A 16690-nucleotide genomic window follows, 5' to 3' on the forward strand; every position below is an offset into this window, starting at 1 on the left:
CCTTCTCAAATCCTGTGTAGTTTTCTCTCTAACGCAGGAAATAAAATGTTAAAAAATTCACTCTTTCGCTCTTTGTTGGCATTCACAACACTCAGTTTGGCCCATTTTGCATGGGCAGAAAAACCAACATTAACTGTTTATACCTATGATTCTTTTGCTGCCGAGTGGGGGCCTGGGCCACAAATTAAAAAGAATTTTGAAGCACAATGTGGTTGTGAACTCAAACTTGTGTCACTTGGAGATGGTGTAGCCCTCCTCAATCGCTTACGCATGGAAGGGAAAAAAACGAAAGCTGATATTGTATTAGGCCTCGATAATAATCTTATTGTTTCCGCTGAAGAGACGGGTTTATTCGCACCCGCAGATATCAACACCGATACCATGAAATTACCCATAGCGTGGGATAACACCACGTTTATTCCTTATGACTATGGTTATTTTGCTTTTATCTATGACACCAACAAAATCAAAAATCCCCCCAAGAGTATGAGTGAATTATTAGATAGCACACAACCTTGGAAAATTATCTATCAAGATCCACGCACAAGCACACCGGGCCTCGGTTTAATGTTGTGGATTGAAAAACTTTATGGTGATAAGTCAGCAGATGCATGGCAAAAAATGGCTAGCAAAACCCTTACCGTGACAAAAGGTTGGAGCGAATCCTATGGTTTGTTTTTAAAAGGTGAAGGGGATTTTGTCCTTAGCTATACATCATCACCCGGCTATCAGATCCTTAATGATAATAAAGATAACTATGCCGCAGCCCTATTCGATGAAGGGCATTACATGCAAATTGAAGTTGCGGCAAGATTAAAGACGAGTTCTCAACCTGAGTTAGCTAAGCAATTCTTAGCCTTTATGTTAACCCCTGAATTTCAAAATACCTTACCCACCACCAATTGGATGTATCCCGTGATTGATATACCGCTACCTGACGTATACAAGGTTCTTCCTATGCCTAAAAAATCATTACAGTTTAGTGCTCAAGAGGTAGCTAAAGAACGTCAATCATGGATCCGGTTATGGCAATCCGCCGTCAGCCGTTAATTAATTTATCGCTGATTCCGGGGGCGTTAGCCTCCGGTTTATTAGTCACGGTTGCACTATTGGCTTTTGGTGCACTTTGGATTTTTTCGCCCGTCATCTCCGTTAACGACATTTTTAACGACAGCTATTTATGGCATGTCATTGGATTTACTTTTTGGCAAGCTTTTCTCTCTGCCCTATTTTCTGTTCTTCCCGCGATTATACTTGCTAGAGCGCTTTATCGGCGTAGGTTTTTAGGTAGGACTCTGTTATTACGTCTTTGTGCTATGACGCTCGTTTTACCCGTGCTTGTGGCTGTGTTTGGTATTTTATCTATTTACGGAAAAACAGGTTGGCTTGCTCTCGTATTTCAATATGTTGGCCTTGAATATCATTTCACCCCCTATGGCCTTCAAGGCATACTGCTCGCGCATATTTTCTTTAATATGCCACTCGCGACGCGTATGTTGTTGCAATCACTTGAGAGTATATCGATAGAACAACGTCAAATCGCCGCACAACTAGGCCTAAATGAATGGCAACAGTTTCGTCTTTTAGAGTGGCCTTACTTGCGTAGGCAGATGTTGCCTACCGCAGCACTTATTTTTATGCTCTGCTTCGCCAGTTTTGCTACTGTACTGGCTCTTGGCGGAGGGCCAGCAGCAACCACTATCGAGCTTGCGATTTATCAAGCCTTAAACTACGACTTTGACCTTGGACGTGCAGCCATTCTTGCTCTAATCCAGCTTGTCTTTTGTGTCGGTTTAATGTTTCTGAGCCAAAAGATAAACAGCCTATTTTCAATAGGCCATAGTCAGCATGCTCAATGGTATGATCCTTCAGATAATAATTTCCGTCGCATACGTGACGCCATTGTGATTATTGCGGCTATTTTATTTCTTGTGCCACCGCTCTTAGCGATTATCGTTGATGGTTTAAACGGGCGTCTACTTGATGTTCTCAGTCAATCCGCGCTTTGGCAAGCCGCTGCTACATCACTATTTATCGCCTTATGTGCTGGCCTACTGTGTGTTTTACTCACAATGATGCTGCTCTGGAGCAGCCGTGAACTTCGTTTACGCCGTGCAATCAAGCTAGGACAAGCAATGGAGCTTAGTGGATTATTGATTTTAGCGATGCCGGGAATTGTCCTCGCCACCGGTTTTTTTATTCTATTTAATGAAACAATCGGCCTACCTGACTCCCCGTATGCGTTAGTGATAATGACCAATGCGTTACTGGCTATCCCTTATGCACTAAAAGTATTGGAAAATCCTATGCGAGACCTCGCAGAACGTTATAATCCACTTTGCCATTCATTGGGTATTAGCGGTGTTCATCGATTACGTATCATTGAATTGAAAGCCTTAAAAAAACCACTCTCTCAAGCCCTTGCCTTTGCTTGTGTCATTTCTATTGGTGACTTTGGTGTGGTGGCACTATTTGGCAATGAAGATTTTCGCACCCTACCCTATTACCTGTATCAACAAATAGGGGCTTATCGAACAAATGATGGTGCCGTTACCGCTATGTTGCTACTTTTAATCTGTTTTGCTTTGTTTAGCCTACTCGAACGTATATCAGGAAAAGATCATGATAGAGTTAAATAAAATTGATTATCAATATGATAGCCTGAATATGCAGTTTAATTTTTCCATACAAGCAGGCGAGCGAGTTGCCATCATGGGGCCTAGTGGTGCAGGAAAAAGCACATTGTTAAGCCTCATTAGCGGCTTTCAATTAGCAAAAAGTGGCGCCATTTTATTAAATGGAGAGGATCATACCTATACGCCCCCAGCGAAACGCCCTGTATCCATGTTATTTCAGGAAAATAATCTCTTTGCTCATTTGAGTGTTAGGCAAAACATTGGATTAGGGCTACACCCCGGTTTACGGTTAAATCAACAACAGGTACAACAAGTCGAATTGATCGCAGCTCAGGTCAGCCTTGATGAATTTTTAGATAGATTACCGGCTCAGTTATCAGGAGGTCAGCGCCAACGAGCCGCATTAGCACGTTGTTTAATCCGCCAACAGCCTATCTTGTTGCTAGACGAACCATTTTCTGCCCTCGATCCCGCCTTACGTAATGAGATGTTGTTACTACTCGATGAAATTTGCCTATCTAAAGCCATAACACTGGTAATGGTGTCGCATAATATAGAAGATGCCTTACAAATAGCACCTAGAACAATGATCATTCATGATGGCGCTATTGCGTACGATGGTAGCACCAAGACATTATTATCAGGGAGCAATCCAGCGTCAGAATTACTGGGCATTACAAAAAATACTGTATAAAACCCCACCCATATCGTATAGTAGGTTCGTTAATTGTTGACGCGAGCCTCTCTATGCCTCAATTTATGTCTCCTGCTGAAAAAGGCTTTATTCTCAGCCGTCATTGGAAAGATACCCGCCAAGGGGTTGAAGTCAGCTATTGGCTGCTGACTGATCATGGCGCTCGCAAGGTCACTGTACCTATCCAACAAGCCATCGCATTTATTCCTATTTCATCGCTCCCCACAATACAACCTTGGTTAGACAAGCAAGCTAATTTGACATATCGCCCCGTCGAACTGCGCGATTTTCATCGTGAAAAAGTGTGCGCAATCTATTGCCATCAATACCGCCAGTTACAAAATCTCGATAAGCATTGCCAAGAGTTGGGCGTAAAACTGCTAGAAGCGGATATTCGCCCTTGCGAGCGCTATCTCATGGAACGTTTTATCACTGCGCCAGTCTGGTTTTCACAAAATCAATATGGTGAATATCACCTTAAACCTTGTGAAAGTTATCGCCCCTCAATTAAAGCTGTTTCTCTAGATATCGAAACCAGTCAACATGGCGAGCTATACTCCATTGGGCTTTCAGGCTGCGGTGATAATGTCGTGTTTATGCTAGGGCCTGAGCAAGGAGCTGCACTCACTCAAGAGCACCGGCTAGTCTATGTGAATAGTCGCCCTCAATTACTGGAAAAGCTCAATCAATGGCTACAACAGTATGATCCTGACGCCATTATCGGCTGGAATCTCATTCAATTTGATTTAAACATATTACACAAACATGCCGAGCGCTACGGCGTCCCACTGTTGCTTGGCCGCCAAGGAAAAAAGTTAGAATGGCGTGAACATGGCTTTAAACAAGGTGTATTTTTTGCCTCTGCTGAAGGGAGGCTAATTATCGATGGGATTGATGCTCTCAAAGCTGCCACGTGGAATTTCGCTTCATTCAGTTTAGAATTTGTTGCACAAGAATTGCTGGGGGAAGGAAAAGCAATCGATAGTCCTTATGACCGTATGGATGAAATCAATCGGCGGTTTCATCATGATAAACCAGCGCTTGCACACTATAACATTCAAGACTGTATTTTAGTCCATCGCATTTTTGAGAAAACAGATTTAATGGCTTTCTTGCAAGAGCGTTCCACCGTCACAGGACTTGCCGTTGATCGAATGGGTGGCTCTGTCGCTGCATTTTCACATTTATATATCCCGCGCCTGCATCGACTAGGGTTTGTCGCACCAAATCTTACCGAACAAAAATTACAGCATAATCCCGGTGGTTTTGTGATGGATTCACAGCCTGGTTTATATGACTCGGTTTTAGTTCTTGATTATAAAAGCTTGTATCCATCCATTATTCGCACCTTTTTAATCGACCCCGCAGGCATGGTTGAAGGACTTGCCTCCCCGAATCAACACGCGTCTGTCAGCGGTTTTCGTGATGCATGGTTTTCACGTACCGTTCACTGCTTACCTGATATTGTTAGCCATATATGGCAAGGACGAGATAAAGCGAAACAACAAAATAATGCGCCATTATCGCAAGCGTTAAAAATCATTATGAATGCCTTTGCGGGGGTGTTAGGCGCTGAAGGATGTCGCTTTTTTGATCCTCGCCTTACCGCATCCATTACGATGCGTGGCCATGAAATCATGAAAATCACTAAGCAGTTAATTGAGGAAAAAGGCTACCAAGTCATTTATGGCGATACTGACTCAACCTTTGTGTGGCTAAAAAAGTCGCATACACAAGAGCAAGCACAACAAATTGGCTTTGAACTCCGTGATTACGTGAATAATTGGTGGAAGGAACATTTACGTGATGAATGGCAATTGAATGGGGTTCTTGAACTTGAATTCGAAACGCATTATCGACGTTTTTTAATGCCAACTATCCGAGGGTCAGACTCTGGCAGTAAAAAGCGATATGCTGGACTCAGTGGCGATAACATGGTGTTTCGCGGATTAGAGACAATCCGTTCCGATTGGACACCTTTAGCGCAATATTTTCAAAAAGAGCTCTATACACGTATCTTTCATCGTCAGCCCTATCGTGAGTTTATCCGCGAATATGTACAGTCTATTCGTCATGGCGACTATGATAAACGTCTCATTTACCGTAAACGCTTACGCCGCAAACTATCTGACTATCAACGTAATGTACCACCACATGTCAAAGCCGCCCGCAAGGCAGATGAGTATAACTTGGCACAACAGCGTCCCCAACAATATCAAAATGGCGGTTGGATAAGCTATATCATCACGCTTGCAGGTCCTGAACCCCTTGAGATTATTACGGCTAAACCTGACTATGAGCACTATGTTCTGAAACAGATAAAACCTATCGCCGATGCTATTTTGCCTTTTTTACAAGACGATTTTGATACCATTTTGACAGGCCAGATAAATTTACTGTTTTAAAAGGATTAATTTTTGTGCAATTTTTTGCTAAAATAATGGGCTATCCATCCCGTTTTAAAGTGGGAGCCTCTCTTGTAAATGCAAAGAGAAAACACAATATTAAGCAACAATAAAAAAAATAGTATTTTATAATACGTTGTTGTTTTTTTAACAGGTGACGATAAGCCTTGCTTGAATTAATATAACGCCCCTTTGGTATCTCGCACTTCGTTACTACACAAAAATTTGCGAGACAATTAGCAATAATTGTCCTTCGGGCAACGACTACAATTAATATTCATATTGCCCTTGTTTTACCAACACAAAGTGACGGCAAATATATAATTAGCCTGAAAAAATCTAAAAACAAACTATCAAAATTATGGAATTGAGTTAAACCTATGCCATTTACTCTTGGTCAGCGCTGGATCAGCGATACAGAAAGCGAGCTCGGATTAGGCGCCGTTGTGGCTATTGATGCCCGTATGGTGACTTTACTTTTTCCCGCCAGTGGTGAGAATCGTCTCTACTCACGTCATGATGCACCTATTACCCGAGTGATGTTCAATGAAGGTGATACCATTACCAGTCATGAAGGCTGGCAGCTCAAGGTCGAAAGTGTCAAAGAGGATAACGGCCTACTTATTTACAGTGGTACTCGCCTTGATACAGATGAACAAGATGTTACCCTGAGAGAAGTTTTTCTCGACAGTAAATTAACATTTAATAAGCCACAAGACCGTCTATTTGCAGGTCAAATTGACCGCATGGATCGCTTTGCCTTACGTTATCGTGCCCGCAAGTTTCAAAGTGAGCAAGTGAAACACCAAGCAACAGGTCTACGAGGCATTCGTGCCAGTTTAATACCTCACCAATTGCATATTGCCAATGAAGTCGGTAAACGTCACCATCCGCGCGTATTACTTGCAGATGAGGTCGGTTTAGGTAAAACAATTGAAGCCGGTATGATTATCCATCAACAGTTGATGGCAGGCCGAGCAGAACGTGTTCTGATTATTGTACCTGAGAGCTTACAACATCAGTGGCTGGTTGAAATGTTGCGTCGTTTCAACCTACGCTTTTCTCTGTTTGATGATAGTCGTTATAGTGAAGCGCAACATGACAGCGATAATCCATTTGAAACAGAACAACTGGTTCTGTGCTCATTAGACTTTGTTCGTCGTAACAAGCAACGTTTCGACCTACTTGTCGAGGCTGGCTGGGATATGATGATTGTGGATGAAGCTCACCACTTACAGTGGAGTGAGGCTGCACCAAGTCGTGAATATCAGGTCATTGAAAGCTTAGCTGAACATATTCCATCTGTGTTGCTACTGACGGCAACGCCGGAACAATTAGGCCAAGAAAGCCATTTTGCACGCCTTCGTTTGCTTGATCCAAATCGCTTCCATGACTATCAAGAATTTATCGATGAGCAGGCTAACTATCGCCCTGTCGCCGACGCTGTCTCATTATTGTTATCAGGTGAAACGCTCACGCATGATCAACAAAATCTTCTCAATGAGTTAATCAAAGAACAAGATATCGAGCCATTATTGAAAGCAGCGAATATTGACAGTGCAGACGGCACCGCCGCCCGTCAAGAGTTAATCAGCATGCTAATGGATCGACACGGTACCAGCCGCCTATTATTTAGAAATACACGTAATGGCGTTAAAGGCTTCCCACACCGTGAGTTGCACTCATTAAAAATGCCACTGCCTACCCAATACCAAACAGCCATTAAAGTTGCAGGTATTATGGGTACGAAAAAAGATCTCGAAACCCGCGCTAAAGAGATGTTATACCCTGAGCAAATTTACCAAGAATTTGAAGGTGAAAATGCAACGTGGTGGAACTTCGATCCTCGGGTTGAGTGGCTGCTCGGCTACTTAATGGCAAACCGCAATGAAAAAGTGCTGGTTATCTGCGCGAAAGCTGCAACAGCGCTACAATTAGAACAAGTTTTACGTGAACGTGAAGGGATCCGAGCCGCGGTATTCCATGAAGGCTTGTCATTGCTTGAACGTGACCGTGCCGCTGCTTACTTTGCTTCTCAAGAAGATGGCGCACAAGTGCTACTTTGTTCTGAAATTGGTTCTGAAGGCCGTAACTTCCAATTTGCGAACCAATTGGTGATGTTTGACTTACCATTTAACCCTGATCTTTTAGAACAGCGTATTGGTCGATTAGATCGTATTGGTCAAACTCGCGATATTATCTTAAGCGTGCCTTATTTAGAAAACACCGCACAAGCCGTGCTATTACGTTGGTATCATGAGGGCTTAGATGCTTTTGAGCACACTTGTCCTACAGGCCGCACCATCTACGATAAATACTATCAACAACTGTTGCAATACATGGCTGAGCCAACAGTCACAGACGGCTTTGATGAGTTTTTAAAAACCTGCCGTGAAGAGCATGAAGCATTAAAATCACAGCTAGAACAAGGCCGTGACCGTTTGCTCGAAATGCACTCTAATGGGGGGGAATCAGGTATTAAATTAGCTGAAACCATCGGTGCTGAAGACAATGATACTGAATTGGTCAATTTTGCACTCAATCTGTTTGATATTGTAGGTATTAATCAAGAAGACAAGAGTGATAACTTACTGATCTTAACCCCTTCAGATCATATGTTAGTACCGGATTTTCCTGGCTTACCACAAGATGGCTGCACCATCACCTTTGATCGTGAGCAAGCGCTGTCTCGTGAAGACACTCAATTTATTAGCTGGGAACACCCAATTATTCGCAATGGGTTAGATTTAGTTTTATCTGGTGACACGGGTAGCTGTGCCGTTTCTTTATTGAAAAACAAAGCGCTACCTGTCGGTACATTGCTAACGGAATTAATTTATGTTCTCGAAGCGCAAGCACCGAAAAATCTGCAAATTAGCCGTTTCTTACCAGCAACGCCGATTCGTTTATTAATTGATCTCAAAGGGAATAACCTTTCATCACAAGTTGAGTTTGAAAGTTTTAACCGCCAACTCAATGCGATCAATCGCCATATGGCAAGCAAATTGGTTAATGCGGTTCAAAATGAAGTGCATTCGGTACTAAAATTGTCGGAGCCTATGGTAGAAAAAGAAGCTGAAGTGCTGATTGCTAATGCAAAAGAAGCCGCAGATAAGGCTCTATCACTGGAATTGGCACGACTTGAAGCGCTGAAAGCAGTTAACCCGAATATTCGTGATGAAGAGTTGTCTGTCATTGAAGAGGAACGTAAACAATTGATCGATAATATCGGACAAGCGACATGGCGTCTTGATGCGATTCGATTAGTTGTTGTGACTCATCAATAATCACATCCTTTTAATGTTAAATCGTCAATGATTTCTCCCTCAAATGAGGGAGAAATCATTTTTATAAGACTCAGGAGCTTTATTTTTTATGATGGAACCCTACCATCCCCCTATCGAGCCTTGGCTATATGTTCTGTATCAAGATGAACATATCATTGTCGTAAATAAGCCAAGTGGGTTACTGTCTGTTCCCGGTAAAGCCCCTGAACATCATGATAGTATTATGAGTCGTATCCTTCGAGATCACCCGAATGCAGAATCTGTTCATCGTTTAGATATGGCGACCAGTGGTGTCATGGCTGTTGCTCTGAACAAGCCAGCAGAACGGGAACTTAAACGCCAATTTCGCGAACGTGAACCGAAAAAACAGTATATTGCGCGTGTTTGGGGCCATCTGGAGAAGCAAGAAGGATTCATTGATTTGCCTCTAATTTGCGACTGGCCAAATCGCCCAAAACAAAAAGTGTGTTTTGAAACTGGGAAATCGGCACAAACTGAATACCAAGTTTTGGAATATGAAGAGCAGGCAACTCGTGTAAAACTTTCCCCTATCACCGGCCGTTCACATCAATTGCGCGTTCACATGTTAGCGCTAGGCCACCCTATCCTCGGTGATCGGTTCTATGCTCATGAACAAGCACGTGCACTGGCTCCACGTTTACAATTACATGCGCAAGCGCTTTATATTACTCACCCAGCCTACGGCACTCCTATGCATTTTAGCTGCCAACCCGATTTTTAGGTTTATTTAATCATATGAATAAAAAACCATCATACGTAATGCCAATAGCACCACGTTATGATGGTTTAAAAAGTATTGTTCTGTTTTTGATATAACATGTGCCTTTAACGCGATACTTCATAAATACTCAATATCGGATAGGCATTTTCCTCAATAGTTCGTGCTAAAGCTAAGTATCCTGTGATGCGACTCCCTAGCAGCATATATCAGTATGTGACTAAGGACTCGCCAATGAAAATAACAACGCTATAGAACGAAATATGACGGGAAAAGAGATTATTTGAAATTCCGCTCTCTCTTAATCAAATCATAGGCAGCCTGTATTGACTGCGTTTTCTGTTTTGCAATTTCCATCATCTCTGGAGGCAACCCTTTTGCTATCAATTTATCTGGATGGTGCTCACTCATTAATTTACGGTATGCGCGTTTAATGGTTGTGGGGTCATCATTAATGGAGACGCCAAGCACTTTGCATGCATCTTCAATTGTTGGCCCATTAGAAGACTGATAATGACCACCTGATTGATGCGAGTAGCCATGTCCAAATTGCCGACCTCCTTGGATCATGTCTAAGAATTGCTCAAATTGTGTTTTCGAGATCCCCAGTTCTTCAGCGATAATAAACAGGACTTTTCTTTCATTTGGGTGCAGGTTGCCATCGGCAAATGCCGCCTGTAGTTGAATTTCCAGAAACATCTGAATTAAGTCAAAGCGACCATAGCAAGCCATACGTAATTGTTTAAGGACATCACGCAATGGAAAATCAGGTGATTTACCTTCTCTAAATGCTTGTTGAGCCGCCTTGCGTGTTTCGCCATGTATCTGCATTCTGTCCATCAAGTTTGATGCTAATTGAATGTCTGTCTCGGTTACACGGCCTTTTGCTTTTGTTAAATGCCCGAGAATTTGGAAGGTACTGGCGAAGAATATGATCTGGCGATCGCGCTTATTCATCGCACCAGAAAATTTACGTTGCGCTGATGCTTTATCAAAACCATGACCTAAAATTAACCCTACAAGTGCGCCCCAGAAGCCTAAACCCGAGACTATTGCGAGTACAACACCTATAATTTTGCCCCAATAGTGCATATATCCCTCAATTCTTCAATGCTCAGAATGCAATTTTGCATTATCATACTATCCATTCTGCTCGGTGCATAACTACAAGCGCGTAAAGTTTTTTACATTATACTGGCGCAATGTAGTTGGCTAAGTTAGTCTTTGAGCGTTTGCCGGCTATGCCAATTACGACGGAACCGCATATTTAATGATGAAAAAAAGCTATCCAACACTACTTGCCACCATGGTATGGGCGGCAATTTACAGTCAGCAAGCGCATGCTGACCTTGCAGCACAATGTATGCTGGGCGTCCCTGTTTATGACAAACCGCTGGTTAAGGGCGATCCTAAAGATTTACCGATACGTATCACTGCTGAAGACGTTCAGGGTGAATACCCTAACTTTGTCGAATACAAAGGTGATGTTGATATTCAACAGGGTAACCAAACGTTAACCGCTGATACCGTAAGATTGACACAAACAAACCCAGATAGTGCTGATCCGATCCGTGAAGTCACCGCAACAGGTAACGTTCACTATGACGACCCACAGATTATTCTAAAAGGCCCAAGCGCATGGTCTAATTTGAATAATAAGAATACCGATGTCGATGATGGCAACTACATGATGGTTGGCCGCCAAGGACGCGGCGAAGCGAAAAAAATGAAAATGCGTGGTGAAAACCGTTATTCCATCATGGAAAACGGCACATTCACCACCTGCCTACCCGGCAATAATAGCTGGAGTGTCGCTGGCTCAGAAGTCATCATTGACCGTGAAGAAGAAGTCGCTGAAATTTGGCATGCCCGTTTTCGCCTTGGCGATGTGCCGGTATTTTATAGCCCGTACATGCAATTACCGATTGGTAATAAACGTCGTTCAGGCTTCTTAATTCCAACAGGCAGTTACTCCAATAATGATGGTCTGGAATTTTCACTGCCATATTATTGGAATATTGCACCAAACTACGATGCCACGATTACGCCGCAATTTATGACCCATCGAGGTGTAAAATTAAATAATGAATTCCGTTATTTAATTACGCCAGGTACGGGAACAATCGCCTTTGATTTTATTAATCACGACCGTGCTTATATCAAAGACAAAGAGCGTAATAAACGGGATGCACGTGACAGTAATGACCGCTGGTTATTCTATTGGCGCCATTCAGGGACGTATAACCAGCATTGGAACTTCAATGCCGATTATACCAAAGTGAGCGATCGTCAATATTTTACAGACTTTAGTTCTCAGTATGGTAGTACTACTGACGGCTATGCGACCCAAAAATTCAGTACGGGTTATTCCGCTGAAAATTGGAATGCCACTTTAACTCATAAACAGTTCCAAATTTTTGTGGAAGATCCAAATCGACGCGCATACAAAGCCGAGCCTCAACTGGATTTTAACTACTACAAGAATAATTTAGGTGCTTTTGATTTACACACCTATGCGCAAGCCGCGCGTTTCACGAGTGTAGGTAAAAACAACCCAGATGCAACTCGTCTGCATATCGAACCAGAACTCAGCCTACCGCTATCAAACGGTTGGGCAAATATGAATAACAGCTTCAAACTGTTAGCAACACATTATGATCAAGACATCCCTAAATCGAATAAAAATGAGAGTTTAGAAAAAAATGTCACCCGTGTGTTGCCGATGTTTAAAAGCGATGCAAAAGTTGTTTTCGAGCGTAACCTGCTTGAAGGCAGTGATTTTGTCCAAACGTTAGAGCCGCGTGTTCAGTATCTGTATATTCCATATAAAGATCAGGACAATATTAATAACTATGACTCCGCACTGCTTCAATCCGACTATAACGGTTTATTCCGTGACCGTATTTATAGTGGTCTTGACCGCATTGCTTCGGCAAACCAATTTACCACTGGTGTGACGACGCGTATTTATGATGAAACCCTAACAGAGCGTTTTAATTTTTCTGTTGGACAAATTTACTACTTTGAACGTCCTCGCGCAGGTAACTCAAGCCTACAGATCGACGATAAGAGTAATACCGGTTCCTTATTATGGGCGACAGATTCATACTGGCGTATTAATGATAAGTGGGGTGTCCGCGGTGGGCTTCAATATGACCGCCGTTTAGGCAACGTCACGATGGGAAATGCGATTACCGAGTATCGCATTGATGCGGATCGTTTGTTACAGTTAAACTACCGCTTTGTTGACCGTGACTATATTCAAGCAACATTCCGTCGTGATGAATCAGGCGGCTATACTTACACCCTCCCTGAATACCAAAAAGGTATCTCACAGGTTGGTGCCGTATTAAGTTGGCCACTGAGTGAACGTTGGGGCTTTGTTGGCTCTTACTACTATGATACGAAACAACAACAGTCCGCCAGCCAATTGGTTGGTTTACAATACAACACCTGTTGTTGGGCGTTTAACGTAGGCTATGAACGTAAGATTGTTGGTTGGCAAGAAGATAAGTTTAGCAGCGAATATGATAATAAATGGTCATTCAATGTGGAACTTAGAGGCCTAAATAACAATCATAGTTTAGGTAGTCAGGAAATGCTGAATAGAGGTATCATGCCTTATCAGCGTGCATTCTGATAATAATTATATACTTACATGTGCTGCTAACTAACTTCAAATACTTCGAGCTATACCCTTTTCAGCTCGCAAACGAGAACGTAAAAGCAGCACGAATCAAACGATTAACCTGCCTTGGGCGGAACCTAAATCAATGAATAGGACCATTATGAAGAATTGGAAAACGCTTATTCTGGGACTGATGTTTACAAGCTCCACAGTATTGGCTGCACCACAGCAAATGGATAAAGTTGCTGCTGTTGTCAATAACGGGGTTGTACTGGAAAGTGACGTCCAGAACATGTTGAACACCGTAAAATTAAACGCACGCAATGCAGGCCAACAAGTTCCTGATGATCAAACGCTTCGCCATCAAATCCTTGATCGTTTGATTACTGATAACATCATGCTGCAAATGGCCAATCAGATGCAGATTAATATCCCTGAAGATGCCGTGAATGCCACGATTGCGGATATTGCACGTCAAAACGGCTTAACTTTCGAACAAATGCAAGCCCGCCTAAAAGCAGATGGCATCGATATGGCCAAATACCGTAGCGAGATCCGCAAAGAGATGTTGATCGCCGAGGTTCGTAATAATGAAGTTCGTCGCCGTGTGACTATTTTGCCGCAAGAAGTGGATTCGCTGGCTAAGCAGATCAGCAACCAAGCTGACTACGAAGCGAATGTGAATTTAAGTCACATCCTGATCCCTCTCCCTGAAAACCCAACCCAAGAGCAATTACAAAAAGCAGACGCTATTGTAACCAAAATCATGGGGGAACTGAAAAAGGGAACGAATTTCGGTAAATTAGCCATTGCCTACTCTGCGGACCCTCAAGCACTGAAAGGCGGCAATATGGGGTGGTCTCGTCTACAAGAACTGCCGGTTGTCTTTGCAGAACAACTGAAAAGTGCGAAAAAAGGCGATATTGTCGGCCCAATCCGTTCAGGTGTCGGTTACCACATTTTGCAGGTGAACGATATTAATAGCGCGAATAAAACGATTTCCGTTACCGAAGTTAAGGCTCGTCACATCTTGATTAAATCATCGCCAATTATGGATGATAACCAAGCGAGACAAAAGCTAGTTCAGATTTCACAAGATATCCGTAACGGCAAAACAACGTTTGAAGATGCAGCAAAAGAAGTGTCTGAAGATCCAGGTAGCGCCTTAAAAGGGGGTGAATTAGGCTGGAACATGCCTGATGTTTATGACCCTGCTTTTCGTGATGCTCTCATGAAACTGAATAAAGGCGAGATCAGCCAACCTGTTCGTTCAAACTTTGGCTGGCATCTGATTCAGTTAGAAGATACCCGTAATGTTGATAAGACAGATGCGGCACAAAAAGATCAGGCTTATCGTTTGCTGTTTAACCGTAAATTTAACGAAGAAGCGCAAAGTTGGATGCAAGAACAACGTGCAGCGGCATACGTTAATGTCATCGATGGACGTGATAACCAATCTAATGACGAAAAATCTCAATAAACCCATTGTTATAACCCCCGGCGAACCCGCCGGGGTAGGTCCGGACTTACTCATCCAGCTCGCTCAAGAGTTTTGGCCCGTCGAGCTTATTGCCTGTGCGGATCCTGAATTACTTCTCACTCGTGCGAAACAGCTTAACCTCCCACTCACATTAAAAATCTATAACCCACACGATGAACATGACACGCAAGTGCCCGGTAGTTTATCGATTATTCCTGTGCATTTAAAAGCTCCCGCACAAGCCGGTGTTTTGAATGTTGCCAATGGTGAGTATGTCACAGAAACACTCGCAAGAGCGTGTGATGGCTGTTTAAGTGGTGAGTTCTCTGCTATTGTGACCGGGCCTGTACACAAAGGGATCATTAATGATGCAGGTATTGCATTTAGCGGGCACACCGAATTTTTTGCAGACAGAAGTCATTGCCAACGTGTCGTGATGATGTTAGCAACAGAAGAGTTACGAGTCGCTCTTGCGACAACTCATCTGCCCTTGAAAGAGGTTTCCGCTGCCATTAGTCAACAAAGCTTACGTGAAGTGATCACGATTTTAGATCATGATTTACGTACAAAATTTGGTGTAGAAGCACCAAATATCTATGTGTGTGGTCTAAATCCACATGCGGGCGAAAATGGCCATATGGGCATGGAAGAGATCGACACCATTATTCCGGCACTAGAGACACTTCGTGCTGAAGGGATCAATCTGATCGGGCCGCTTCCTGCCGATACTTTATTTCAACCTAAATATTTAGAAGATGCAGATGCTGTACTCGCAATGTATCACGATCAAGGCCTTCCTGTGTTAAAATACCAAGGTTTTGGTAGAGCCGTGAACATTACGCTTGGTCTGCCTTTCATTCGTACCTCCGTTGATCATGGCACAGCGCTAGAGTTAGCAGGTACGGGTCGTGCTGATGCGGGCAGTTTTATCACCGCATTAAAGTTAGCTATCCAAATGACATATAAGAATTCATGAATAATAGAGTCCACCAAGGGCATCTTGCCCGCAAACGTTTCGGGCAGAACTTTTTAACTGACCAATTTATTATCGACAGTATTGTGGATGCAATGCATCCGCAACCGGGACAAGCTATCGTTGAGATTGGCCCAGGTCTTGGTGCGCTTACTGAGCCAGTCGGTAGCCGAATTGATAAAATGACCGTTGTTGAGCTAGACCGCGATCTCGCGGCACGCTTGCAAGTGCACCCACAATTAAAAGATAAGCTGACAATTATCCAGCAAGATGCCATGACGGTGGATTTTGGTGAATTAGCAAAACAAGCTGGGCAGCCTTTACGTGTATTTGGCAACCTACCTTATAATATTTCAACACCGTTAATGTTCCATCTATTCACATTTACTAACTCTATTGCAGATATGAATTTTATGCTGCAAAAAGAAGTGGTTAATCGACTTGTCGCAGGTCCTGGAAGTAAAGCCTATGGTCGTTTGAGTGTGATGGCACAATATTATTGCCAAGTTGTTCCTGTGCTAGAAGTCCCACCAACTGCATTTGCACCACCCCCTAAAGTTGACTCAGCAGTGGTTAGGCTTATCCCTCATCGAGAAAACCCTTATTTACTGAAAGATATCAAAATGCTTAGCCGTATTACTACGCAAGCGTTCAACCAGCGCCGTAAGACCATCCGCAATAGTTTGGGGGACTTACTCAGTGTTGAACAGCTCACTGAACTCGGTATTGATCCTGGTACTCGCGCTGAGAATATTTCCGTTGAGGCTTATTGCAAAATGGCAAACTATCTAGCAAATTAGCCAAATGTACTCTGTATAATTTGAGATAACACTGGCCAACAAAAGTCA

The 16690-nt window shown here is 43.0% G+C and carries 11 protein-coding genes; 10 read left to right on the forward strand and 1 reads right to left on the reverse strand.

Going from position 1 to position 16690, the window contains the following annotated elements:
• Positions 1–45: 45 nt before the first annotated feature.
• The 6 genes from thiB (at position 46) to rluA (ending at position 9764) form a co-directional block, all read left to right on the forward strand.
• A complete protein-coding gene (thiB, locus tag P2E05_RS16075; RefSeq protein ID WP_154622508.1) occupies positions 46–1050 on the forward strand; it encodes a thiamine ABC transporter substrate binding subunit in 1005 nt (334 codons plus the stop codon).
• A complete protein-coding gene (gene thiP / locus P2E05_RS16080) occupies positions 1026–2639 on the forward strand; it encodes a thiamine/thiamine pyrophosphate ABC transporter permease ThiP (RefSeq protein ID WP_196713581.1) in 1614 nt (537 codons plus the stop codon). Before thiB ends, thiP begins: the two co-directional genes overlap by 25 nt.
• Positions 2623–3330 (forward strand): thiamine ABC transporter ATP-binding protein ThiQ, encoded by a 708-nt coding sequence (gene thiQ, locus P2E05_RS16085; RefSeq protein ID WP_163862871.1) that lies wholly within the window; start codon positions 2623–2625, stop codon positions 3328–3330. Before thiP ends, thiQ begins: the two co-directional genes overlap by 17 nt.
• Positions 3331–3383: 53 nt before the next feature.
• Positions 3384–5735, forward strand: a complete 2352-nt coding sequence (locus P2E05_RS16090; RefSeq protein ID WP_272657302.1) for a DNA polymerase II — start codon at positions 3384–3386, stop codon at positions 5733–5735.
• A gap of 380 nt (positions 5736–6115) precedes the next feature.
• Positions 6116–9022, forward strand: coding sequence for an RNA polymerase-associated protein RapA (rapA, locus tag P2E05_RS16095; protein WP_163862875.1), 2907 nt, complete (start codon positions 6116–6118; stop codon positions 9020–9022).
• Positions 9023–9110: 88 nt separating this feature from the next.
• Positions 9111–9764 carry a bifunctional tRNA pseudouridine(32) synthase/23S rRNA pseudouridine(746) synthase RluA gene (gene rluA / locus P2E05_RS16100; protein WP_154622512.1) on the forward strand — a complete coding sequence of 218 codons (654 nt, stop codon included), beginning with the start codon at positions 9111–9113 and terminating at the stop codon, positions 9762–9764.
• A gap of 276 nt (positions 9765–10040) precedes the next feature.
• Here rluA and djlA read toward each other — a convergent pair whose 3' ends face one another.
• Positions 10041–10853: a co-chaperone DjlA gene (djlA, locus tag P2E05_RS16105; RefSeq protein ID WP_247046685.1), complete on the reverse strand. Its 813-nt coding sequence runs from the start codon at positions 10851–10853 to the stop codon at positions 10041–10043.
• 181 nt (positions 10854–11034) lie between these two features.
• Between djlA and lptD the strand changes: the two genes are divergently transcribed.
• From lptD to rsmA, 4 genes are all read left to right on the forward strand, one after another.
• On the forward strand, positions 11035–13401 hold the full coding sequence (gene lptD, locus P2E05_RS16110; RefSeq protein WP_167520935.1) for an LPS assembly protein LptD: 2367 nt from the start codon (positions 11035–11037) through the stop codon (positions 13399–13401).
• Positions 13402–13549: 148 nt separating this feature from the next.
• Positions 13550–14869, forward strand: a complete 1320-nt coding sequence (gene surA / locus P2E05_RS16115; protein ID WP_154622515.1) for a peptidylprolyl isomerase SurA — start codon at positions 13550–13552, stop codon at positions 14867–14869.
• Complete coding sequence (pdxA, locus tag P2E05_RS16120; protein ID WP_196713584.1) at positions 14850–15845, forward strand: 4-hydroxythreonine-4-phosphate dehydrogenase PdxA; 996 nt, start codon at positions 14850–14852, stop codon at positions 15843–15845. The genes surA and pdxA overlap by 20 nt, the downstream gene beginning before the upstream one ends.
• Positions 15842–16642, forward strand: coding sequence for a 16S rRNA (adenine(1518)-N(6)/adenine(1519)-N(6))-dimethyltransferase RsmA (gene rsmA / locus P2E05_RS16125; RefSeq protein WP_154622517.1), 801 nt, complete (start codon positions 15842–15844; stop codon positions 16640–16642). The genes pdxA and rsmA overlap by 4 nt, the downstream gene beginning before the upstream one ends.
• Positions 16643–16690: the final 48 nt, after the last annotated feature.

It is taken from the genome of Providencia stuartii, assembly GCF_029277985.1.
Lineage (GTDB): Bacteria > Pseudomonadota > Gammaproteobacteria > Enterobacterales > Enterobacteriaceae > Providencia > Providencia zhejiangensis.